22 protein-coding genes and 1 pseudogene are annotated in these 22,498 nt (G+C 53.9%); all 23 read left to right on the plus strand.

Annotation, left to right across the window (positions count from 1 at the left end; translation table 11 throughout):
- The first annotated feature begins 257 nt into the window (after positions 1-257).
- The 23 genes and pseudogenes from OGV71_RS11235 (at position 258) to OGV71_RS11345 (ending at position 22,445) form a co-directional block, all read left to right on the plus strand.
- Positions 258-620, plus strand: coding sequence for an HNH endonuclease (locus tag OGV71_RS11235; protein ID WP_200048539.1), 363 nt, complete (start codon positions 258-260; stop codon positions 618-620).
- Between the two features lie 317 nt (positions 621-937).
- Positions 938-1,435 (plus strand): phage terminase small subunit P27 family, encoded by a 498-nt coding sequence (locus OGV71_RS11240; RefSeq protein WP_286533208.1) that lies wholly within the window; start codon positions 938-940, stop codon positions 1,433-1,435.
- Positions 1,432-3,159: pseudogene (locus tag OGV71_RS11245) on the plus strand (terminase large subunit). The gene OGV71_RS11240 and the pseudogene OGV71_RS11245 overlap by 4 nt, the downstream one beginning before the upstream one ends.
- A complete protein-coding gene (locus tag OGV71_RS11250; RefSeq protein ID WP_003832363.1) occupies positions 3,153-3,332 on the plus strand; it encodes a hypothetical protein in 180 nt (59 codons plus the stop codon). Before OGV71_RS11245 ends, OGV71_RS11250 begins: the two are co-directional and overlap by 7 nt.
- Positions 3,332-4,591 carry a phage portal protein gene (locus OGV71_RS11255; RefSeq protein ID WP_286533210.1) on the plus strand — a complete coding sequence of 420 codons (1,260 nt, stop codon included), beginning with the start codon at positions 3,332-3,334 and terminating at the stop codon, positions 4,589-4,591. The genes OGV71_RS11250 and OGV71_RS11255 overlap by 1 nt, the downstream gene beginning before the upstream one ends.
- Positions 4,592-4,627: 36 nt before the next feature.
- Positions 4,628-5,548, plus strand: coding sequence for a S49 family peptidase (locus OGV71_RS11260; RefSeq protein WP_286533212.1), 921 nt, complete (start codon positions 4,628-4,630; stop codon positions 5,546-5,548).
- Positions 5,549-5,620: 72 nt separating this feature from the next.
- Positions 5,621-6,907, plus strand: coding sequence for a phage major capsid protein (locus OGV71_RS11265; protein WP_286533214.1), 1,287 nt, complete (start codon positions 5,621-5,623; stop codon positions 6,905-6,907).
- A 97-nt stretch (positions 6,908-7,004) separates the two neighbouring features.
- Positions 7,005-7,376: a hypothetical protein gene (locus OGV71_RS11270; RefSeq protein WP_087052746.1), complete on the plus strand. Its 372-nt coding sequence runs from the start codon at positions 7,005-7,007 to the stop codon at positions 7,374-7,376.
- Entirely contained in the window at positions 7,357-7,674 is a 318-nt protein-coding gene (locus OGV71_RS11275; RefSeq protein WP_032950890.1) for a head-tail connector protein, read from the plus strand. Before OGV71_RS11270 ends, OGV71_RS11275 begins: the two co-directional genes overlap by 20 nt.
- The gene (locus OGV71_RS11280) at positions 7,671-8,021 is read left to right on the plus strand and encodes a head-tail adaptor protein (RefSeq protein ID WP_286533217.1); all 351 of its coding nucleotides are present in this window, start codon (positions 7,671-7,673) and stop codon (positions 8,019-8,021) included. The genes OGV71_RS11275 and OGV71_RS11280 overlap by 4 nt, the downstream gene beginning before the upstream one ends.
- On the plus strand, positions 7,990-8,379 hold the full coding sequence (locus OGV71_RS11285) for a hypothetical protein (protein WP_286533219.1): 390 nt from the start codon (positions 7,990-7,992) through the stop codon (positions 8,377-8,379). Before OGV71_RS11280 ends, OGV71_RS11285 begins: the two co-directional genes overlap by 32 nt.
- On the plus strand, positions 8,376-8,777 hold the full coding sequence (locus tag OGV71_RS11290; protein ID WP_286533221.1) for an HK97-gp10 family putative phage morphogenesis protein: 402 nt from the start codon (positions 8,376-8,378) through the stop codon (positions 8,775-8,777). Before OGV71_RS11285 ends, OGV71_RS11290 begins: the two co-directional genes overlap by 4 nt.
- A gap of 33 nt (positions 8,778-8,810) precedes the next feature.
- Entirely contained in the window at positions 8,811-9,293 is a 483-nt protein-coding gene (locus tag OGV71_RS11295) for a major tail shaft subunit (protein ID WP_044700555.1), read from the plus strand.
- A gap of 62 nt (positions 9,294-9,355) precedes the next feature.
- Entirely contained in the window at positions 9,356-9,718 is a 363-nt protein-coding gene (locus tag OGV71_RS11300; protein WP_032949492.1) for a phage tail protein, read from the plus strand.
- Positions 9,719-9,729: 11 nt separating this feature from the next.
- Positions 9,730-9,966 (plus strand): hypothetical protein, encoded by a 237-nt coding sequence (locus OGV71_RS11305; protein WP_286533223.1) that lies wholly within the window; start codon positions 9,730-9,732, stop codon positions 9,964-9,966.
- The gene (locus tag OGV71_RS11310) at positions 9,966-13,268 is read left to right on the plus strand and encodes a phage tail tape measure protein (protein ID WP_286533224.1); all 3,303 of its coding nucleotides are present in this window, start codon (positions 9,966-9,968) and stop codon (positions 13,266-13,268) included. The genes OGV71_RS11305 and OGV71_RS11310 overlap by 1 nt, the downstream gene beginning before the upstream one ends.
- Positions 13,269-13,601, plus strand: coding sequence for a phage tail protein (locus OGV71_RS11315; RefSeq protein WP_032949490.1), 333 nt, complete (start codon positions 13,269-13,271; stop codon positions 13,599-13,601).
- Between the two features lie 8 nt (positions 13,602-13,609).
- Positions 13,610-14,305, plus strand: a complete 696-nt coding sequence (locus tag OGV71_RS11320; RefSeq protein WP_032949489.1) for a phage minor tail protein L — start codon at positions 13,610-13,612, stop codon at positions 14,303-14,305.
- Between the two features lie 11 nt (positions 14,306-14,316).
- Complete coding sequence (locus OGV71_RS11325; protein WP_286533225.1) at positions 14,317-15,051, plus strand: C40 family peptidase; 735 nt, start codon at positions 14,317-14,319, stop codon at positions 15,049-15,051.
- Positions 14,949-15,626, plus strand: coding sequence for a tail assembly protein (locus tag OGV71_RS11330; RefSeq protein WP_071993038.1), 678 nt, complete (start codon positions 14,949-14,951; stop codon positions 15,624-15,626). Before OGV71_RS11325 ends, OGV71_RS11330 begins: the two co-directional genes overlap by 103 nt.
- A 72-nt stretch (positions 15,627-15,698) precedes the next feature.
- On the plus strand, positions 15,699-19,103 hold the full coding sequence (gpJ, locus tag OGV71_RS11335) for a phage attachment tail tip protein J (RefSeq protein WP_286533227.1): 3,405 nt from the start codon (positions 15,699-15,701) through the stop codon (positions 19,101-19,103).
- 40 nt (positions 19,104-19,143) lie between these two features.
- Positions 19,144-21,849, plus strand: coding sequence for a phage tail protein (locus OGV71_RS11340; RefSeq protein ID WP_286533229.1), 2,706 nt, complete (start codon positions 19,144-19,146; stop codon positions 21,847-21,849).
- Positions 21,849-22,445, plus strand: coding sequence for a tail fiber assembly protein (locus tag OGV71_RS11345; protein ID WP_275145078.1), 597 nt, complete (start codon positions 21,849-21,851; stop codon positions 22,443-22,445). Before OGV71_RS11340 ends, OGV71_RS11345 begins: the two co-directional genes overlap by 1 nt.
- Positions 22,446-22,498 lie beyond the last annotated feature (53 nt).

The following is a 22,498-nucleotide window of genomic DNA, read 5'->3' on the forward strand; positions in this document are numbered from 1 at the left end:
ACTGACTGCCCACATCAGCAACGCCATTGTGCAGGAGTGCTCTCTTGGTGGAGTCATCTGACGTCAGTTCAGTCGATGGGGATTCAAATGATATTGAATCTTATTATCATTTAATGGGGGCTTTTCGACGATCCGGACAGTTACGGGGCGGCGACCGCACGAGTTCTTGCTATTTATGAATATTCTCCGCTAGTTGCCATTTCTGTTTTACTTTCCGCGTACTACAAAAATTATATCCAACAGACAGGACGATACTGATGCCACCACGTGCTAAACGTCCATGCCGGCACAAGGGATGTGCGGAAATCACCAACGATGCCAGTGGGTATTGTGAACAACACCGAAAGCAGCATGCCAGTGATGGGTGGCGTAACTATCAGGCAGGTAAGAGCAGGCAGGAACGTGGATACGGTCGGCCCTGGGAAATCATACGGGAGCGTATCCTACAGCGTGATCAATACCTGTGTCAGAACCATCGCCGGCAGAAGATAGCGAAGAAAGCGACCAGCGTTGACCACATCATCCCAAAAGCTCATGACGGTACTGATGACGATTCCAATCTTGAGTCGTTGTGCTGGGAATGCCACAGAGCGAAGACGGCAAGAGAGCGTATCCGATGAGTTATACCTATTGCACGTACTGCGGTTCACGGCTTCATACATACGCGAACTGTCCCAAAACATGGGGTGGTTCATCCCGCCGCGCCAACCTGCGCTGCAGCTATTGTGGGCAGTCAGGGCATAACTCTAATGCCTGTCCGCACAATGCGAGCAGCGGTCGTCGGTGCAACCTGAATGATGATTTCCATCTTGATTGATGCCCACACAGGCCAGAGGGAGGGGGGATCAAATCCCTGACCCCTTTCGCCTTTCAGGACTGCCCGCTTCCTCGTATTTTTATACCCGCGAAAAATGAAATTTAACCAGGAGTGTCGCTTATGGCTGGAACGGCGGGGCGTTCCGGGCGTCGCCCCAAGCCAACGGCGCGCAAGGAGCTGGCAGGGAACCCCGGCAAACGAGCCCTGAATAAAGAGGAACCTGTATTCACACCGATTAAAGGTGTGGCACCACCTGACTGGTTTTCTGAGGATGATGGTCTGCCAATGGCGGCCGTCATGTGGGAACTGACCACGAAAGAATTATGTGGACAGGGATTACTGTGTGTTACCGATCTTGCCGTACTTGAGCGCTGGTGTGTTGCATATGAGTTCTGGCGCAGGGCGGTTAAAAATATCGCCAGAGAAGGGCTGACTATCACTGGTGCTATGGGGGGGAAGATAAAAAACCCTGAGCTAACCGCAAAGAAAGAGCAGGAATCGAAGATGAGCTCTACCGGCTCCATGCTTGGCCTTGATCCCAGCAGTCGACAACGCCTAATCGGCCTTGCCGGACAGAAGAAAACCTCTAACCCATTCCTGAAGATGATCAACTCATGAGCCGGAAATCGTACCCCAACGTAAACGCCGCGAATCAATACGCCCGCAACGTTGTGCGGGGGAAAATTCCGGCGTGCCAGTTTGTCATTCAGGCCTGCCAGCGTCATATCGATGACATGGCGGCTGAAAAGAGTAAGAAATTTCGTTACCGCTTCGATAAAGACATGGCAGAAAAGGCCGCGAAATTTATCCAGTTGTTGCCACATACAAAAGGAGAGTGGGCATTCAAGCGGATGCCGATCACTCTGGAGGCATGGCAACTGTTTATTGTGTGCTGCGCCTTTGGCTGGGTCCAGAAAGGGTCGAAGCTTCGACGGTTTCGCGAGGTTTACACGGAGATACCGCGTAAAAATGGGAAATCAGCTATTTCGGCAGGTGTGGCGCTGTACTGTTTTACCTGTGATAACGAGTTTGGCGCTGAAGTATATTCCGGGGCCACAACTGAAAAACAGGCGTGGGAAGTATTCAGACCAGCTCGTCTGATGTGTAAGCGCACCCCGCTGCTGGTGGAAGCGTTCGGGATTGAAGTTAATGCGTCCAACCTGAACCGGCCAGAAGATGGCGCGCGTTTTGAGCCGCTGATTGGTAACCCTGGGGACGGCGCTTCACCGCACTGTGCGATTGTTGACGAGTACCACGAACATCCCACAGATTCGCTCTACACCACTATGCTGACGGGTATGGGGGCGCGGCGACAACCACTAATGTGGGCGATCACGACGGCGGGTTACAACATTGAGGGTCCATGCTACGACAAACGGCGTGAAGTGATTGAGATGCTGAACGGCACAGTACCGAATGAGGAATTGTTCGGCGTGATATACACCGTCGACGAGGGGGATGACTGGACCGATCCTAAAGTGCTGGAAAAAGCTAACCCGAATATGGGCGTGTCGGTCTATCGTGACTTTCTCCTCAGCCAGTAACAGAGAGCTATTAATAACGCCCGTCAGGCTGGTGTATTTAAAACTAAACACCTCAACATCTGGGTTGCAGCCCGTGCCGCTTTCTACAACCTGGTTTCCTGGCAGAACTGCGAGGATAAGACACTTACGCTGGAACAATTCGAAGGACAGCCATGTGTTCTGTCTTTCGACCTGGCGCGCAAGCTGGATATGAACAGTATGGCGCGGTTGTTCACCAGGGAAATTGACGGCAAGACACATTACTACAGCGTTGCTCCCCGCTTCTGGGTTCCCTACGACGCAGTATTCAGCGTTGAAAAGAACGAAGATCGTCGTACTGCGGAGCGATTTCAGAAATGGGTTGAAATGGGACTGCTTACAGTTACTGATGGCGCTGAAGTTGATTACCGCTACATCCTTGAAGAGGCCAAGGCGGCAAACAAGCTCAACCCGGTCAGTGAGTCACCGATTGACCCGTTCGGCGCGACGGGGCTTTCACATGATCTGGCTGATGAAAGCCTTAATCCGATCACTATCGTTCAGAACTACACCAATATGTCTGATCCGACGAAGGAGCTGGAAGCCGCCATTGAGTCAGGCCGCTTTCATCACGACGGGAACCCGATTATGAGCTGGTGTATCAGCAACGTCGTCGGGAAGTATTTGCCCGGTAATGACGATGTGGTTAAACCCATCAAAGAGCAGAACGAAAACAAAATCGATGGCGCGGTTTCGCTGATTATGGCAATCGGACGGGCAATGTTGAATAGCCGGGCGAGTAATTCATCCGTTTACGACGAGGAAGATGTAGCATGCTAATGACGTTTTTAAGTTTTTTTATCGGCCTCGCCGGAGCCGCATTACTGTCTGCCGGTGCCTGGCTTATTTCACCTGCAGCCGGGCTTATTACTGGCGGTTCAATCTGCCTGCTGTGGTCATTTTTAATCGCGAAATCAATGTCTGCCAGCGTAATTAAATCAGGGGGTGAATAATGTTCATTCCCCAGATGTTTCGGGGTAAATCTCAGTCTGGTGGTAGTTTCTGGCAGGCGATGCTGGGTGGTGTGAGTTCCAGCCAGAGCAAGGCGGGGATCATTATCACTTCTGAAACCGCAATGGCGTTATCGGCGGTCCGGGCATGTGTAACGCTTCTGGCAGAATCGGTGGCGCAGCTGCCGTGTGAACTTTACAGGCGAGGAGCTAACGGAGGCCGTGAGCGGGCGACTGACCACCCTGTTTATGATCTGATTCATTCCCAGCCCAACAAAAAAGACACCTCGTTCGAATACTTTGAGCAGCAGCAGGGCCTGCTTGGGCTGGAGGGGAATTGCTACTCGATCATCGACAGGGATGGAAAAGGGTATCCCCGCGAATTAATCCCGGTTAATCCCAAAAAGGTCATTGTCCTGAAAGGGCCTGACGGGATGCCCTATTATGAACTACCCGAAATTGGCGAAACATTGCCAATGCGCATGATGCATCATGTGAAGGTTTTCTCGCTGGATGGTTATATCGGCAGTTCTCCAATCCAGACGAACGCGGATGTTCTTGGGTTAAACCTGGCGGTGGAAGAACATGCTTCTCAAGTTTTTCGCCGTGGCTGTACGATGAGCGGCGTTATTGAGCGCCCAAAAGAAGCCGCGACAATCAAAAGCCAGGATGCTATCGACCGACTACTGGCAAAGTGGACGGACAGATATTCCGGCGTCAGGAATGCCTTTTCTGTTGCATTGCTTCAGGAGGGAATGAGTTACAAGCAGTTATCTCAGGATAATGAGAAAGCGCAGCTGTTGCAGTCCCGACAATGGGGCGTGGAAGAAGTGTGCCGGCTCTATAAAATCCCGCCTCATATGGTGCAGATGCTGGCGAAAGCCACGAATAACAACATTGAGCACCAGGGGCTGCAGTTTGTGATGTACACGCTGTTGGCCTGGCTGAAGCGTCATGAAGGCGCATTAATGCGCGATCTGCTTTTACCCAGCGAGCGCGGTGATCTGTACATTGAATTCAATGTTTCTGGCCTGCTGCGCGGTGATCAGAAGTCACGCTATGAATCTTATGCATTAGGCCGCCAGTGGGGCTGGTTATCGGTTAACGACATTCGCCGCATGGAGAACCTTCCACCCATCGCCGGAGGGGACAAATACCTGACGCCTCTGAATATGGTCGACAGTAAACAAATCTTACCTGGCGATAACACGCCAACAGCAAAACAACTGGCAGAAATCAACTCTATTCTGTCCAGAAACTGAATATCACCCGCAGCGCGGGCTGACCTGGTAAACATCATGACAAAAAATTTAATTAATCTGCCGCACCTGGCGGCTATGGTCTTTGGTGTTCCACATTACGTGACACGACAGACAATGGATTCTGTAAAAGCTGTGCTGGTTCCCCGTATTCAGGGATTATCAGAAGAGGCTGGAATTCACATGACGCAGGATCCTGATAACAATCAGGTGCCAGATTTGGTTCAACCAGCTGGTGGAATGGCAGTTATTCCTGTTCACGGCATTCTGGTTCCGCGTCGTGGGCAAATTACTGCAATGTGTTCTGAACTTACCAGCTATGAGCGCATACGTAGCCAGGTGCATGCTGCATTAAATGACCCTTCCATCAGTGAAATTGTGCTGGATATAAATTCTGGTGGTGGTGCGGCGGTTGGATGCAAGGAACTGGCCGATTATATTTTCCAGTCACGTCAAACTAAGCCTATTACTGCAATTGTGAACTTCAGCGCCTATTCTGCGGCTTACTTTATCGCTTCGGCCTGCAGCAAAATTGTAGTCAGCCAGACCAGTGGAGTCGGCTCGATTGGAGTGATTATGGAACACCTGGATACTTCCAGGATGGAAGAGCAAATGGGGTTAACATTCACCACGATTTTTCGGGGAGATAACAAAAATAACGGTACACAACATGAGCCACTGAGTGAAGACGCTCGGGGAATGTTCCAGAGGATGATTGACGATATGTACGAGACGTTTATTACCTCTGTAGCGGAATACCGGAATCTTGCCCCTCAGAGGGTGATTAACACGCAGGCCGGAATCTATTTCGGCGCTGATTCCATTTCTGCTGGTCTTGCCGATGAAGTTTCGGATCCTCAGTCTGCGATTAATGCCATTGCAGCAAAGTACAAACAACCTCAACAAACCACTTCCATAAAGTTGCAGGCCGCCGCGATGGACCTGCAAACCAGAATGTGACCCGGCGCTAACGCGTCATTACCAGAAAGCAGCCTGTTGGCTGCTTTTTTTATGCCAAAAAGAGAGAAAACTATGCCACAGATTGAAGAATTACGTCGTCAGCGTGCGGGTATTAATGGACAGGTACAGGCCCTGGCCACGATTGAAACTACCGGTGGAACGCTGACAACGGAGCAGTTAACCGAATTTGCCAGCCTGCAGCAGCAGTTTACAGATATCAGTGCCAAAATGGAGCGTCTGGAAGCAGCTGAACGTGCTGCAGCGCTTGTTGCCAAACCGGTTAAAGGTACACAACAGGCTCCGGGTATCAGCGTTAAAGCAGAGCCAAAGCAATATACCGGCGCAGGCATGACCCGTCTGGTGATGTCGATTGCGGCAGCACAGGGTAACGTCCAGGACGCTGCGAAATTTGCAGCTGAAGAACTGAATGACCAGTCTGTCTCGATGGCCATCAATACTGCCGCCGCGTCAGGTGGCGTTCTTATTCCGCAAAATCTCCACAGCGAGGTGATCGAACTGCTGCGCGATCGCACCATCGTCCGTAAGCTGGGCGCGCGCTCCATTCCGCTGCCAAACGGCAATATGGCGCTGCCGCGTCTGGCCGGTGGTGCGACGGCGAGCTATACCGGGGAAGGCAAGGATGCTAAATCATCAGAAGCGCGCTTCGATGATGTGAAACTCACTGCGAAAACCATGATTGCAATGGTTCCAATCTCCAACCAACTGATTGGTCGTGCTGGCTACAACGTGGAGCAACTGGTCCTGCAGGATATTCTGACCGCGATCTCTGTTCGTGAAGATAAAGCCTTTATGCGCGATGACGGTACCGGTGATACGCCTGTCGGTATGAAAGCGCGGGCAACTGAGTGGAACCGCCTGCTGCCGTGGGAAGCTGCTGCAGAGGTTAATCTGCAGACGATTGATACCTATCTCGACAACATTATCCTGATGGCTATGGACGGGAACAGCAACATGATCAGCTGCGGCTGGGGCATGTCGAACCGTACCTACATGAAACTGTTCGGTCTGCGCGACGGTAACGGTAATAAGGTCTACCCGGAAATGGCCCAGGGGATGCTGAAGGGATTTCAGATTCAGCGTACCAGCGCTATCCCGGCAAACCTCGGTGACGCTGGCAAAGAGTCGGAAATTTACTTCGCTGACTTTAATGACGTGGTTATCGGTGAAGACGGCAACATGAAGGTGTCGTTCTCGCAGGAAGCCTCCTATCAGGACGGGGACGGAAATCTGGTTTCCGCGTTCTCCCGTAACCAGTCGTTGATCCGTGTGGTGACGGAGCACGATATCGGCTTCCGTCATCCGGAAGGTCTTGTACTCGGGACAAAAGTGCTGTTTTAACCGGTCCTGCACTCTGTGCGACCACGGTCGCACAGAGTAAAAGCGCGTAATCCCCCAGGCCCGCAGCAGCGGGTTTTTTCTTTTCAGGAGCAAAACGATGACAACGAAAGCGGCAAAAGCAGCGGCAGCGGCTGCCGGGGATGTGAAAAAGCCGGATGAACTGACGCCGGAAAATTCAGTGGACGGGGATGACGGTCAGAATACTGCAGCGGGTTCAGATAATGCCGGTGTTGAACTGACCGGAAGTGAAGCAAACGGGGCCACGGGCCTGACGGGAGCAGAAGTGGCGCGGAAAGCGGTTTTTTTCCTGGGACCCTATCATCGTTATTCACGCGGTGATACGGCCTGTTTTGATGCTGAGTACGCAGAAAAACTGGTTGAACGCCATATTGCGGTATGGCCAGAAGATGCGGAAAAGGCGCTGAGTCCCCGCAAGGGAGCCGATGACCATGATACTGACATTGGATGACGTGAAAACCCAGCTCCGTCTGGAGCCGGATTTCACGGAGCATGACGGCATGCTCACTAAAATGGTGGCGGCTGCGCAGAAGAGTATTGAACGTGACTACTACTGCAAACTGGTGGGAAGCGATGACGAACTGCAGGCGCTGCCGGAAGGTGTACGCGGTTTTGTGGCGGATGAAGATATCCAGCTGGCCATGCAGTATCTGGTCGGGGATGCGTATCTGAATGGTTTCACTGGTCAGTGGCTGGAGACGGCTGCGGTCCGGCATCTTCTTTTTCCGTTGCAGGAGAACACCGTATGAGCCTGAAGCCGGAAGAGATGACCTGCCGTCTTTCTATTGGGTATATGCAATCCGGCCAGGGGCCGCTGGGTGAACATCTGCCGGAGCAACTGGTCGCGACAGGGAAAGCCTGGGCGAAGCGCGAACTGGTGTCGGGCAGAAAGGTCCGCACACTGGATCAACAGCAGGTTGTTGAAACGTGTCTTTTTTCCACTCATCCGAACCTGAATATTGATATCGACTGGAAAATAACGACGTCTGACCGGGTTTATACCGTTCGTAACGTCGAACGTCTTGCGGACCGCATCATCATCACAGGGGAGGCAGACGCACGTCATGATCGAGCTGGCATTAAAGGCAGCACTTGAACGCCTGACCGGGCTGGATGTTTACCCTCTGCTTCTGCCTGATGAGCTGCAGGAGGGGATTACTTACCAGTGTATCTCGGATCCGGAACTGTACGCCGGACTGTTGCGCACAGGCCTGATTGCGGGCCGCTTCCAGATAGCGATTCATCTGCTTAATGACTACACCCGCCTTTTACAGCTGGATAAGAAAATCAGCGCGGAATGGACTGCTATCGTGCATGGCCAGTTGGAGGGGGTTCCCGTGCAGAATGTGGTCCGGGGTGGAATACAGCAGAGTAAATCGGTACTGACCAGCGGCAATATTCAGTACCGGCTCGTGCGGGATTTCACCTTTCACTACCGGGACGCCTCACCATGATCACTATGGACGTAAAAGGGCTGGACGAGCTGGAGCGGCAGCTTACTGCGCTCGGTGAAAAGGTCGGCACGAAGGTGTTACGTGATGCAGGGCGTGAGGCGCTGAAAGTGGTTGAAGAAGACATGAAACAACATGCTGGCTTCGACGATGCGTCCTCTGCAGAGCGTATGCGTGATTCCATCAAAATTCGCTCATCCACCCGGAAAGGTCGCGGAAATACGGTGGTCACCCTTCGGGTTGGCCCCAGCAAAAAGCATTACATGAAAGCCCTGGCTCAGGAGTTCGGTACGGTGAAACAGGTCGCCGAACCGTTCATCCGTCCGGCACTGGATTACAACGTCCAGCAGGTTCTGCGCATTCTGACCGTAGAAATCCGCAATGGCATTCAGAACAGGTAGCAACCGCTGCCCACTATTTAAGAGAGAATCATTATGGCTGATGAAAATAACACGCCAAAATCATCCCCTGAGTACGCAATGCTTCCTGCCGGGACGGTGGTGAAGTTTGGCGAAGTAGGGGCCGCAGTGGCTGCGCTGAAACCTCTGATTAACTGTAAGGCGCTGGGCGCGACAGGTCAGACGGGAGGATTTGTCGACTGTACCACCCTTCTGGACAAGAGTAAGCAGTCGGTGTCAGACCTGCCTGAAGGTCCGGAGAAATCGCTGGGATTCATTGACGACCCGGAAAACGAAGATTTCACCGCGTTCCTCAATGCTGCAGAACAGCGTAAGACCGTTCAGTTTTATGTTGAGTTGCCGAACAAACGAACGGCTTCAATGATCCTTGCGCTTTCAGGCTGGCAGATGAACGAAATCACCGCCCCTGCCAGTGAAGTTATCCAGATTACGGTGCAGGGTAAGCAAAACAACATTAAATGGGGGATCGCCGCCCCGGCGCCAGATGCCGGCGCGTAATCCGTTTCCCGTTACACAACGCCTCCGGGCGGTTTTTTTTCGTCTGAAAAACAGGATACACCATGTCTGAATTTAGCCTCTCCGCACTGAAAAATGCACTGCTCAAAACGAAATCCACGCCGACTGAAACTGAAATTTTAGGCACAAAGGTTTACCTGCGTCGGCTGACGGCGGCTGAGCTTATTGATCATGAAGATGCACTCATCGAGGCGCAGACCTCTGGCAATGCCCGCATGGCGTCTGAGCTGAGCGTACAGATTGTTATCGACAGCCTGGTTCAGCCTGACGGCTCGCCAATTAAAGCCAAAGACAAACCCACGGCGAAGGAGTTGCTGGCGGCACACGATAACGTTGTGCTTCTGGATGCCATCGACAAAGTGAAAAAACACGCCATCGGTAAGCTGGAAACCGCCGAAAAAAACTGAGTGACTCGCCCTTGCTGGAGCTGATTTTCTGGCTGGCCGACCGCTGGGGCGAGCCTGACCCGTCAAAAATTGCGGCGCTTCCGGCTGACACGCTTTTCCACTGGCGTGCTTTTTTCCTCAAACAGGGCATTTTCAAAAAGCCTTCGCCAGAAGGTTCTGACAATAACCCGCCCCCTGTTAAATCACCCGCAGCAGCGAACCAGAGTCTGGATGCGCAGTGTGCGGCAGTCATGAAGGTATTAATGTAATGGGTGACGTTGCCTCTCTTGCCGTTGGGCTGCATCTGAATGCAGCGAACTTTAAATCGCAGCTGATGAGCGCCTACGGCAGCGCTGAGAGTCAGTCACGCCAGTTTAACCGCAATGCCCAGGCTGATGCGAAAAAGACGGAGGATGCCTATAAGCGTGTTTCCGCTTCGGTATCGGGGCTGGCTGGCAGGCTGGCAGGTTTTGCCGGGGCGGGATTATCGCTGGGCACTATTATCAGCACCACGCGGCAGTACAGCCAGTCGTTGTCGGATTTGCAGGCCATCACTGGTGCCACCAGTGCGCAGATGAAACTGTACGATCAGGCGGCGCAGGAAATGGGCCGCACAACGGAATACAGCGCATCACAGGCCGCTGAGGCCATTAAGCTGATGGCTTCGGCAAAGCCTGAACTGCTGAGTACCTCTGCGGGGCTGACGGCGGCGACCAAAAGCGCGTTAACGCTGGCCCAGGCCGCTGGTACCACGCTTCCGGATGCCACCCGAACGCTAGCCCTGTCATTAAACCAGTTTGGCGCGGGAGCCAGTGAAGCCGACCGGTATATCAACGTGCTGGCTGCCGGCGCGAAATTTGGTTCGTCGGAGATAGCCGACACGGCTGCTGCGATTAAAAATGGCGGGGTGGCAGCGGCACAGGCTGGCGTGGGTTTTGAAACCCTCAATGCCGCCATACAGGTACTGGCGGAGCGCGAGGTGAAAGGCGGCGAAGCCGGGACCGCGCTGCGTAACGTGATCCTGAATCTGGAGAAGGGAACCGATAAAACCCTGAAGCCTTCTGTTGTCGGGCTGAGTCAGGCGCTGGAGAACCTGGCCGGGAAAAACCTGTCAACCAGGCAGGCCGTGAAGCTGTTCGGGGTGGAAAACCTCAGCGCTGCATCCATCCTGGTGCAGAACCGCGAGAAGGTGGAGTCGCTGACCGCCGCCCTGACCGGTACACAGACCGCGCATGAGCAGGCCGAAATCAGGGTAAATAACCTGAACGGCGATCTTCTCAGCCTGACTTCGGCTTTTGAAGGTCTGATTATTAAGGTAGGGCAGAGCGGAAACGGCCCGCTGCGCAGTGGTGTTCAGACCGTTACCGATGCCATTAATGGCCTGACGGATAATTTTAATACGGTCGCCAACGTTGCGCTGTATACGCTGATTCCTGTTCTGGCGACAAAACTAACGGCAGGTATCAGGGGCAACATCGGTGCCTGGGTGGAGCAGCAGCAGGCAGTCAGGGCCAGCGCGATGGCGCAGGCCGATATGGCGCGAAAAACGCTGGAAAGCACCGCCGCCACGCTGGCACAGAATAACGCAGAATTTGGGCGTTATCGGGAAATGGAGAAGTCAGCAAGACTTCATAATCTGAATGTCAGCTATCAGAGCGAATTTAACCGCTTAATCCGGCAGGAAACCGAGCAGACACTGCTCTCCACCCAGGCAAAGAACCAGCTGAATGCTGCCAATAAACAGCTTTCCGTTTCAGCCCGCGCAGTCTCTGCAGCAGTAGGTATGGCCAGAGGGGCGCTGGCACTTGTTGGCGGTCCGGTGGGGGCGGCGATGCTGGCCGGTTCGGCGTTGCTCTATTTCCATAATCAGGCAAAGAATGCCCGTCAGTCAGCGATTGACCTGAAAAATGCTGTCGTTGAAACGAATGAAGAACTCAAAAAACTGTCGCTTAACCAGCTCAACGTGAAGCAGCTGGACATTGATGAACAGTTTGAGAATCAGGTTATTCAGCGAAATAAACTGATTAAGGAAATTCAGGATGCGGACAGCCGTATTGATGGATTGAGCGGCTTCGATCCGTTTGGACAGCTTAAAGGCGTACAGAACGACAAAGCCCGCTACAAAGGGGATCTGGATGCCGTTGAGCAGGGGTTAAAACTCCTCAAGGAACGGCAAAAAATTGTCAAAGAGGCCATAGAACAGGCTAAATCCGGGAAAACCGATCCCACGCCGAAGCCGGATAAACCAGGGAATGAAACAGGGAGCGATAAACCCGATACCCCCTGGACCGGGGAAGGCGGGGATACTGGTAAGGGGCAAAAGGCGAAGGTTAACCAGTATGAGCAACTGCGGCGTGAAATTGAAGCGGCGCATGCCTCAAGTCTCGGACGTATCAACCTGCAGGAGCAGGAAAGCGCCAGAAAACTCCTTGAAGCCGCCCGCACGGACGGAGCCAGTGAAGCTGATATTCAGAAGACGCTGCTGCTGAATGCTGAAAATTATCAGAAACAGCGCCTCGAGCTGGCAGAACAGTATGCGCCGGCCAGAGCCTCTCTGACGAAAGAGCGCGAAGCGAGCCAGGCGCTGAAGTCGCTCCTGGATGCCCGTCTTCTGGATGAAAAGGAATACCAGACGGCCAGAATTACGCTGGCGCAAAGTACGGCCCGCGAACTGTTACAGGCACAGGCAGCGGCAATGTCTGCCCCTCTGATTGATATCGCTGGCACGGTTGATCCTCTTGTTGAATTGCGTAATCAGCTGACTGAACGTCAGTCACTGCTGCAGGCTTTTTACCAGAACGATGCGATCAACAAAGAGCAGTACGAACTGCTGAAGCAAAAGGCTGACAAGGATTCTGCGGATGCACAGTACCAGACAGCGGTCGAGCTGTATAAATCGCAGAGGAATCTGAACAGCCTTGCTATCGGCCTGATGGAAACCACTCAGGAGCGAACCTCCAACATGCTTACCGGCATGCTGAACGGGACGCAGACACTCCGGGACGGAATGATCGGGTTGTTTTCCTCCCTGACTCAGTCGGTGATTAAAAACCTTGTCGATATGGCGGCGCAGGCGCTGATTACCAACACCATCCTGAAATCCATTATGGGCATCGGCGGCAGTCTTTTTGGCGGCGCAGCCACCGCGAGTACCGGCACGGCCATCAGCAGTTTTGGCAGCAGTTTTAGCTTTAATGCGAAAGGCGGTGTCTATGATTCGCCCTCATTAAGTTCCTACAACAACGGCATCTATGACAGCCCGACCCTGTTTGCTTTTGCAAAGGGAGCAGGTGTGTTTGGTGAAGCTGGTCCGGAAGCCATTATGCCTCTGGCGAAAACGACTGACGGTACGTTGGGTGTCAGGGCGCTGGGTGACCCGGGTTCCTCTGGTGGTGGTATGAATGGGGGGATTGCTTATTCACCTGTGTATCACATTGCCATTCAGAATGACGGGCAAAACGGGGAGATAGGGCCGCAGGCATCACAGATGCTGGTTAAGATGATTGATACGCGTGTCATGAGCATCCTGAGAACTCAGGGCCGCGATGGCGGCATGCTGGCGGGAGGATAAGTGAAAACCTTTCATTGGGCACCCAGGGAGGGGATGCAGTCGTCTGTTTCCCCTTCGGTGACAACCATTAAATTTGGGGATGGCTATGAGCAACGTCGTCCGACCGGACTCAACCATCAGTTAATTAACTTCCAGCCTGTTTTCCGTATCACGTCGGACAATTCCCGCACCGCACTTGAAGCGTTTCTGGCGGAGCACGGAGGATATAAAGCTTTTCTGTGGCGACCGCCAAAATACAATCGCACGATTAAAGTTGTCTGCCGGGAATGGTCTGTTACGGACAACGTCACGTATTCTGATTTCAGCTGTAAATTTGAGCAGGTTATTGCTTAAGGATCCTTATGCAGGATATTCCTCAGAACACCCTCAACGAAACCACGAAAACCGAGCAGTCTGCCCGTATTGATTTGTGGGAAATCGACCTGACGGCTTTTGGTGGCCAGCGTTACTATTTTTCAAATGAAGCGAACGAGAAGGGCGAGCCGGTCACCTGGCAGGGCCGGAAGTATGACGTTTACCCGATACAGGGAACCGGATTCGACCTTGTAGGGAAAGGGACATCTGCCCGACCGACGCTGGCGGTGTCGAACCTGTTTGGCATGGTCACGGGACTCGCAGAAGATGTGCAGAGCCTGGTGGGGGCAACGGTGGTAAGGCGCGTGGTATACGCCCGTTTTCTCGATGCGGTGAACTTTACAGGCGGCAATCCGGAGGCCGACCCGGAACAGGAAGTGGTCAGCCGCTGGGTGATAGAACAGCTGTCGGAGCTGAAAGCCACCACGGCGACCTTCGTGCTGGCCACACCGACCGAAACGGACGGCAGCGTGTTTCCGGCGCGGATCATGCTGGCTGATGTTTGCAACTGGACCTACCGTTCGCAGGAGTGTGGCTATGCCGGGCCGCCTGTGGCGGATGAGTTTGATAAGCCCACGGCAGACCCGGCAAAAGATGCCTGCAGCAAATGCCGTACCGGCTGCGAGCTGCGTAATAACCTGCCGCGCATCGGCTGCTTCCTCTCCATTAACCGTCTTTCCTGATGGATACACCCATGAACAAAACACTCCTGGCGCATGCCGCTGCATGCGCGCCGGCTGAATCGTGCGGCTGGGTGGTAAACACGCCTGCCGGGGATCGGTATTTTCCCTGCCAGAATCTTTCCGCTGAACCGACAATGTATTTCAGCATGGATCCGGCAGATTACCTTCAGGCGAAGACGGCAGGGGATGTGGTGGCCCTGGTCCACAGCCATCCCGATGGTCAGCCGTTTCTCAGCGATGTTGATCGCCGCCTGCAGGTACAGAGTGGCCTGCCGTGGTGGCTGGTCTGCGATGACCGGATATACAAATTTCGCTGCATGCCGTTTCTCTCCGGGCGGGCATTTGAGCATGGCGTGACGGACTGTTACACCCTGTTCCGCGATGCGTACCATCTGGCGGGTATTGAGATGCCGGATTTTGCGCGGAAGGAGGACTGGTGGAAGCAGGGAGATAATCTGTATCTGGATAATCTGGAGGCGACCGGTTTTTACCGGGTGAATGCCACAGAGGCCCAGCCCGGAGACATTCTGATTTGTTGTTTTGGTTCATCGGTTGCCAACCATGCCGCGATTTACTGTGGCGACGGTGAACTGCTGCACCATATTCCTGATCAGCTCAGTAAACGCGAGAGGTATACCGACAAATGGCAACGCCGCACACACTCGATATGGCGACACCGGGCATGGCACGAGTCTGCCTTCACGGGGATTTACAACGATTTGGTCGCCGCTTCAGCCTCAGTATAAAAACGGGGGCCGAGGCCATTTACGCGCTGGCCATGCAGATTCCTGGGTTCCGGCAGAAAATGAATGATGGCTGGTATCAGATACGCATTGCAGGTCTGGATGTGGATGAAACCAGCCTGTCAGCCCGTCTGCATGAGCCGCTGCCGGACGGGGCCATTATTCATATTGTCCCGCGTATGGCAGGGGCAAAATCCGGTGGTCTGTTCCAGGTGGTGCTGGGTGCTGTGGCAATCGGCGCATCCTTTTTTACGGCGGGGGGAAGCCTCGCTCTGTGGGGATCCGCGTTATCTGCCGGTGCTATTTCGGCATCCTCGGTCCTGTTTTCTATGGGGGCAGCGATGATGCTGGGCGGTGTGGCGCAGATGCTGACGCCGCAGGCAAAAATCCCCTCGTCCAGGCAGACCGATAACGGCAAACAGAACACGTATTTTTCGTCACTGGACAACATGGTGGCACAGGGTAATGCCCTGCCGGTGTTGTACGGTGAAATGCTGGTCGGCTCCCGCACAATTTCCCAGGAAATCAGCACACGGGATGAAGGTGGTGGCGGGCAGGTGGTGATCATCGGTCGCTGATATTATTGCAGCATATTTATATTTGCACAGAACCGCCTCCGGGCGGTTTTTTCGTTTCAGAGGGAACAGATTATGGGTAAGGGTGGTGGCAGCAGTAAAACGCCGCATGAGGCTCCTGACGACCTGAAATCCAGCCAGATGCTGACCGTTGTTGATGCCATCTGCGAGGGACCGATTGAAGGTCCAGTGGACGGGCTGAAAAGTGTCAGAATTAACAAAACGCCGGTCCTCGACAGCGACGGTAATGCGATGGTTCACGGTGTCACTGTGGTTTACCGCGTGGGGGAGGATGAGCAGACCGCGATGGAGGGGTTCGAAGACTCCGGTGCGGAAACCCTGCTGGGAGTGGAGGTGAAGAAGTCAGAGCCGGTGACCCGCACCATTACCACTAAAACGCTGGACCGCCTGCGCTTTACCTTTGGTGTGCAGTCGCTGGTCAGTACCAGCACCAAAGGTGACCGTAACCCTTCCAGCGTACAGATGCTGATTCAGTTTCGCCGGGATGGCCAGTGGCAGGTTGAACGGGATATCACCATTACGGGGAAAACGACCACGCAGTTTCTGGCATCCGTGGTGATTGATGATTTACCGCCCCGGCCGTTTGAAGTCCGCATGCTGCGCCTCACTGATGACAGCACGACAGACCTGCTGCAGAACAAAACGGTGTGGTCGGGCTATACCGAAATCATCGATGTGAAACAACGTTACCCGAATACCGCTGTTATCGGCGTAAAGGTGGACGCGGAGCAGTTCGGCAGCCAGCAGGTCACGCGAAACTATCTCCTGCGCGGGCGTATCGTACAGGTGCCGTCAAATTACGATCCGTTAAAACGGACGTATACGGGACTCTGGGACGGGACATTCAAACCCGCCTGGACAGATAACCCAGCCTGGTGTGTGCTGGATATGCTGACCCACCCGCGCTATGGCATGGGAAGCCGCATTGGTGTTGCCGATGTGGACAAGTGGGCGCTGTACGCCATCGCGCAATATTGTGATCAGTCCGTGCCGGACGGCTTCGGCGGGACAGAGCCGCGCATCACCTGCAATGCGTATCTGACGGACCAGCGTAAGGCGTGGGACGTGCTGGGGGATTTCTGTTCCCTGATGCGCTGCATGCCGGTCTGGAACGGCAGCACCCTGACGTTTGTGCAGGACAGGCCCGCCGATAAAGTCTGGACCTATACGCAGAGTAATGTGGTGATGCCCGCTGACGGTGCGCCGTTCATCTACAGCTTCAGCGCACTGAAAGAGCGCCACAATGCCGCCGAGGTCCGTTACACCGACCCGAACAACGGCTGGGAAACGTCCACCGAACTGGTGGAAAACGACGCTGCCATCCGGCGCTACGGTCGCAACGTTCTGAAGATGGATGCATTCGCCTGTACCAGCCGTGGGCAGGCGCACCGCGCCGGACTGTGGGCCATCACCACCGAATTGCTGGAAACGCAGACGGTGGATTTTTCCGTGGGGGCCGAAGGACTTCGCCACGTTCCCGGCGATATCATTGAGGTCTGCGACAGTGATTATGCCGGTGTGACCGTGGGCGGACGCGTCCTGTCGGTCGACAGCCTGTCCCGGACGCTTACTCTGGACCGTGAGGTGGAGATACCGGCAGGCGGCAATGTGGTGCTGAACCTGGTGGGCAGCGATGGCCAGCCTGTTACCGTCGCGGTCACCGCGCATCCCGCCCCGGACCGCGTGACCGTCAGCCAGTTACCCGAGGGGGTGGCGGCGTACAGCGTGTGGGGGCTGAAACTGCCGACCTTGCGCCAACGCCTGTTTCGCTGCGTGGCTATACGGGAGAACGATGACGGGACGTATGCCATCACCGCCGTGCAGCATGTTCCGGAGAAAGAGAGCATCGTGGACAACGGGGCGAAGTTTGATCCGTTGCCCGGAACCAGTATCACGAACACACCGCCAGCCGTGCAGCATCTCACCACGGAGATTCTGGCAGAGGACGGGCAGTATCAGGCGCGGGCGCGCTGGGATACGCCGCGCGTGGTGAAAGGCGTTAACTTCTCCCTGCGCCTGACGGTGAAAGCGGAAGATAACAGCGACCGCCTGGCCAGCAGCCTGACTCTGAGCGAAACGGAGCACACCTTCCGCAACTTGTCTCCGGGACGTTACACCCTTACCGTCCGGGCAGTGAACAGCCAGGGCCAGCAGGGCGACCCCGCCAGCACGGATTTCAGCATCGCTGCGCCGGCTGTACCGTCTTATGTTGAGCTGACCCCCGGCTATTTCCAGATAACCGCCACCCCGCGCCAGGCGGTATATGACCCCACGGTGCAGTATGAGTTCTGGTTTACGGATACGCAGGTTGCCGATATCCGCCAGGTGGAAAGCGATGCGCGTTATCTCGGCACGGCGCTGTACTGGATTGCGGCCAGCAGCGGTATCAAACCCGGCAAGGACTATTACTTCTATATCCGGGCCGTGAACCAGGTCGGGAAATCGGCGTTCGTGGAGGCTAAAGGCCAGGCCAGCAATGATGCGGCGGGCTACCTGGATTTCTTCAAAGGGGAAATCACCGAAAGCCACCTGGGGAAAGAACTGCTGGAGAAGGTGGAGCTGACGGAAGACAACGCCAGCCGACTGGATGAGTTTTCCAAAGAGTGGCAGGACGCGAACGGCAAATGGAATGCCATGTGGGGCGTGAAGATAGAGCAGACCGAAGACGGGAAGCACTATGTGGCTGGTCTGGGCCTGAGTATGGAAGACACGGAAGAGGGAAAGTTGAGCCAGTTTCTGGTAGCCGCTGACCGTATCGCGTTTATCAATCCGGCGAATGGCAATGAAACTCCCGCCTTCGTGATGCAGGGTGACCAGATATTTATGAACGAGGTATTCCTCAAATATCTGACAGCGCCGAGCATCACCAGCGGCGGAAACCCGCCGACCTTTACGCTGACGCCTGACGGCAGGCTGACTGCCCGTAATGCGGATATCAGCGGTCATATCAGCGCGAACTCTGGCGCTCTCAACAATGTGACAATTGAGGAAAACTGCACCATCAAAGGGACGCTCCGGGCCGAGCGCATTCTTGGGGATATTGTTAAGGCAGCGGGCAGGGAGTTTCCTTACTTCCGTATACCCAACACAGGTGAAAAACGGTACGCCAACGGGACGCTGACGGTCGTGATTGACGATGATCAGTCTTTTGACCGACAGGTTTCCATTCCTGCTATTGCCTTTCATGGGGCAGCGTATAACAGCCAGACCAGTAACGACATATGGGATGCCTGTACGCTGATTGTCAGGAAAAACGGGGTGGAGATATACAACGAGACAAGCATAGGTGTACCGGCCGTTTTTTCGCAAACACTGGATATGCCAGCCGGTAGCGGAAGGATGACGCTGAGCTTCAGCGTCAGTACTCGCGGCAACGGCAGCGGCTGGCCACATTCCAGAATCAGTGACCTGCTGGTTATTGTGACGAAAAAGTCATCAGCCGGGATAACAATAAGTTAATGACAGAACCGCCTCCGGGCGGTTTTTTTATGGAGGTATTATGCCGGTACTCATATCAGGCATTCTCAGAGATGGTGCGGGAAAACCCGTACAGGACTGCACCATTCAACTGAGTGCTAAGCAAACCAGCCCGACCGTTGTTGTGGCGGTGACTTCATCCACTCTTACAGGAGCGGACGGTCACTACAGCATTGAGGCTGAGCCGGGTTATTACACTGTTTCACTGTTGCGGGAAGGTTTTCCTCCCTCAGTGGCAGGGGACATTTACGTGGCCCCGACCGATGCGCCGGATACCCTGAATGCGTTTCTCGATGCGCCGAAGGACGCGGACCTGCGTCCGGAGGTGATGAAACGCTTTGAGGAAATGGTAAACCGCGTAGTGGATTTGAGCGGTGCAACAGAGAAGGATCGAGAACGCGCCGAACAGGCCGCACAGTCAGCGGAACAAAGTAAGGATTCAGCGGTATTGTCTGCAACGGCATCGGCAGAGTCACAGCGCCAGGCGGCACTCTCTGCAGATGCTGCTGATGCGTCAGCCCGCTCAGCTGCCGATAATGCCCGACAGACAGCACAGGATGTTCTGGCTAGTGCAGCGGATGCTGATAGTGCGGCAAAGTCTGCACAGACAGCGACGGAGCAGGCCGGTCAGGCTAAAACCGCCGCTGATACGGCACAGAAAGCGCAGGAGGAAGCGGGAGTCTCGGCACAGTCTGCTGCGGGAAGTGCCGAAAGTGCAGCTGCGTCTGCACAAACAGCGGGTGAGCATGCCGGCAATGCAGCCGCATCTGAAACCTCAGCGCGTGAAAGCGCCTTCACGGCCACGCAGGCTGCAGAACAGGGTAATAACAGCGCGGCAGCTGCAGCGCTAAGTGAACAGCATGCCAGAGAGTCCGGCGAAAAGGCTGCTAAATCAGAGGCTGCGGCATCAGCCAGTGCTAAATCGGCATCTTCAAGTGAAGCATCAGCTCTGCAGTCAGCCGAAACGGCTGAGAATCAGAAAAATGCAGCCACTGAGAGTGCCAACCGCGCAGAACAGGCCAGAGATGATGCACTGACCTCCAGGAACGAGGCAGTACAAGCCGCTGAAACAGCAGCGACAGACGCGGCAGATAAAGCTGCAGGCAAGGTTTCGGATCAACTGAAAGCAGCTGTAGCCGATGATACTCAGCGCGCAGAAGCCGCGATGGCTGGCGCTGAAAGTGCAGCTCTGGCCTCACAGGGATACCGTGATGAAGCGCGGGATATCGCTGAAGGTCTGAAGCTGGGAGACGCCAGCACAACGCAAAAAGGGCTGGTGAAGTTAAGCAGCGATGACGACAGCGACAGTGAAGCCCTTGCAGCGACACCGAAAGCCGTTAAAAAAGTCAAAGACCTGACGAAACTGAAAGCTCCGCTGGACAGTCCTGAGCTGACGGGAACGCCAACCACTCCTACGCCACCACTGACCGTTAACAACCAACAAATTGTTAATGCTGAGTTTGTTCACGCAGCTGTTGCCGCGCTGGTTGGCTCATCTCCGGAAGCTTTGGACACCCTGGCTGAGTTAGCTAATGCCTTAAACAATGATCCGAACTTTGCAACTACGGTGCTTAATGCGTTATCGGGTAAACAACCGCTTGATGGTACGTTGACAAATTTGAGTGGAAAGGACGTTCCCGCGCTTCTCCAATACCTTGGTTTAGAAGAAACGATAAATCGTGCTGCCGGATCACTGCAAAAAGACCAGAACGGCAGGGATGTACCACAACCGGATACGTTTACATGTCACATCGGCGCGGCGCGAGCATTTAGCGGCTCTGTAAGCATTGGCGGGGGTGGCAACTGGACGACGGCGGAGTTTATTGTTTGGCTTGAATCGCAGGGGGCGTTTAATCATCCGTACTGGATGTGCAAAGGATCCTGGTCATATGCTGATAACAGGGTGATTACTGATACCGGGTGCGGGAATATCCAGTTAGCCGGCGCGGTAGTTGAGGTTATGGGAGTTCGTAGTGCAATGACCATTCGAATTACGACCCCGACAACAGCAACTAGTGGACATGCCAGCGCTCAGTTTACCTACATCAATCATGGTGATGATTATTTGCCTGGCTGGCGACGAGATTTCAACACCGCTAATCTGCCACCCGAGTCTTATCCTGTTGGGGCACCTGTCCCGTGGCCATCTGACACAGTTCCAGCGGGTTATGCATTAATGCAGGGCCAGCCGTTTGATAAGTCTGTTTACCCATTACTTGCTGTAGCGTATCCATCCGGCGTTATTCCAGATATGCGCGGCCAGACGATAAAGGGCAGACCTGATGGTCGTGCTGTATTGTCTCAGGAACTTGACGGTATTAAGTCACACGACCATGGTGCGACGGTCGCAGCTACCGACCTCGGAAACCGTGACACCACCGGATTTGATTACGGAAATAAAGAAACAACAGGTTTTGATTACGGTACAAAAACAACCGATGTTCAGGGTGCTCACGCGCACAATTACTCATTCCTGGCATGGCAAGCAGGTTGGGGATATCCAGCCGGAAACCAAAACATGGGGGCTGTCACGCAAACGACCTCCACTGACGGCGCTCATGCACACAACGTTTATATAGGTGCACATAGTCATATTGTTGGCATTGGGGCACATGCCCACTCTGTCTATATTGGCGCGCACAGCCACGGTGTGACTGTTTCTCCGTCAGGTCATGCTGAAAACACCGTAAAAAATACCGCATTTAACTATATTGTGAGACTTGCATAATGACTTTTAAAATGACTAACACCAATCGCACGATTACTATTTATAACCTGTCATCTTCTACTAATGAATTTATTGGTAAAGGTGATGGATATATTCCAGCAAACACAGGATTACCTGCCTACAGTACTGATATTGCACCGCCAACTACAAAGGATGGATTTGTCGCTGTATTTAATTTTGATTCAGGTAAATGGTCACTCGTCGAAGACCATCGTGGGAAAGTTGTCTACGATATTCACACAGGGGAATCCACCACAATTAACCAGTTAGGTAAGTTGCCTGATGATGTCGTTTCTGTTGCTCCTGAAGGCCATTTTGTTAAATGGGACGGTAAAAAGTGGGTGCATGATGCTGACGCAGAAAAAATAGCGCAGATTACGCAGGCGACACAACAAAAAGAAAGCCTACTGGCTCTGGCCGCCTCAAAAATCGCTCCCTTACAGGACGCAGTTGATCTTGATATTGCAACAGAAGCGGAAGCGGCACTTTTACTGGCATGGAAAAAATACCGTGTTTTACTTAACCGAATAAATCCAAATGATACACCTGATATTAACTGGCCTGAGCAACCTGCAGAACGAAGTATAAGTGGTTAAATCATAGTTGAATGGTGGGGCTTAGGGATGCTAAATCCTTCAGAAAGCAGCCA

The sequence above is a fragment of the Citrobacter sp. Cf088 genome (assembly GCF_030334295.1).
Taxonomy (GTDB): domain Bacteria; phylum Pseudomonadota; class Gammaproteobacteria; order Enterobacterales; family Enterobacteriaceae; genus Citrobacter; species Citrobacter freundii.

Excerpts from the sequence above, each read along its gene's own strand:
- OGV71_RS11265 (WP_286533214.1), top strand. The coding sequence starts at position 5,621 with ATGCCACAGATTGAAGAATTACGTCGTCAGCGTGCGGGTATTAATGGA.
- OGV71_RS11280 (WP_286533217.1), top strand. The coding sequence starts at position 7,671 with ATGAGCCTGAAGCCGGAAGAGATGACCTGCCGTCTTTCTATTGGGTAT.
- OGV71_RS11285 (WP_286533219.1), top strand. The coding sequence starts at position 7,990 with ATGATCGAGCTGGCATTAAAGGCAGCACTTGAACGCCTGACCGGGCTG.
- OGV71_RS11340 (WP_286533229.1), top strand. The coding sequence starts at position 19,144 with ATGCCGGTACTCATATCAGGCATTCTCAGAGATGGTGCGGGAAAACCC.
- OGV71_RS11325 (WP_286533225.1), top strand. The coding sequence starts at position 14,317 with ATGAACAAAACACTCCTGGCGCATGCCGCTGCATGCGCGCCGGCTGAA.
- OGV71_RS11295 (WP_044700555.1), top strand. The coding sequence starts at position 8,811 with ATGGCTGATGAAAATAACACGCCAAAATCATCCCCTGAGTACGCAATG.
- OGV71_RS11275 (WP_032950890.1), top strand. The coding sequence starts at position 7,357 with ATGATACTGACATTGGATGACGTGAAAACCCAGCTCCGTCTGGAGCCG.
- OGV71_RS11240 (WP_286533208.1), top strand. The coding sequence starts at position 938 with ATGGCTGGAACGGCGGGGCGTTCCGGGCGTCGCCCCAAGCCAACGGCG.
- OGV71_RS11310 (WP_286533224.1), top strand. The coding sequence starts at position 9,966 with ATGGGTGACGTTGCCTCTCTTGCCGTTGGGCTGCATCTGAATGCAGCG.
- OGV71_RS11345 (WP_275145078.1), top strand. The coding sequence starts at position 21,849 with ATGACTTTTAAAATGACTAACACCAATCGCACGATTACTATTTATAAC.
- OGV71_RS11250 (WP_003832363.1), top strand. The coding sequence starts at position 3,153 with ATGCTAATGACGTTTTTAAGTTTTTTTATCGGCCTCGCCGGAGCCGCA.
- OGV71_RS11235 (WP_200048539.1), top strand. The coding sequence starts at position 258 with ATGCCACCACGTGCTAAACGTCCATGCCGGCACAAGGGATGTGCGGAA.
- OGV71_RS11260 (WP_286533212.1), top strand. The coding sequence starts at position 4,628 with ATGACAAAAAATTTAATTAATCTGCCGCACCTGGCGGCTATGGTCTTT.
- OGV71_RS11270 (WP_087052746.1), top strand. The coding sequence starts at position 7,005 with ATGACAACGAAAGCGGCAAAAGCAGCGGCAGCGGCTGCCGGGGATGTG.
- OGV71_RS11290 (WP_286533221.1), top strand. The coding sequence starts at position 8,376 with ATGATCACTATGGACGTAAAAGGGCTGGACGAGCTGGAGCGGCAGCTT.
- OGV71_RS11255 (WP_286533210.1), top strand. The coding sequence starts at position 3,332 with ATGTTCATTCCCCAGATGTTTCGGGGTAAATCTCAGTCTGGTGGTAGT.
- OGV71_RS11300 (WP_032949492.1), top strand. The coding sequence starts at position 9,356 with ATGTCTGAATTTAGCCTCTCCGCACTGAAAAATGCACTGCTCAAAACG.
- OGV71_RS11330 (WP_071993038.1), top strand. The coding sequence starts at position 14,949 with ATGGCAACGCCGCACACACTCGATATGGCGACACCGGGCATGGCACGA.
- OGV71_RS11320 (WP_032949489.1), top strand. The coding sequence starts at position 13,610 with ATGCAGGATATTCCTCAGAACACCCTCAACGAAACCACGAAAACCGAG.
- gpJ (WP_286533227.1), top strand. The coding sequence starts at position 15,699 with ATGGGTAAGGGTGGTGGCAGCAGTAAAACGCCGCATGAGGCTCCTGAC.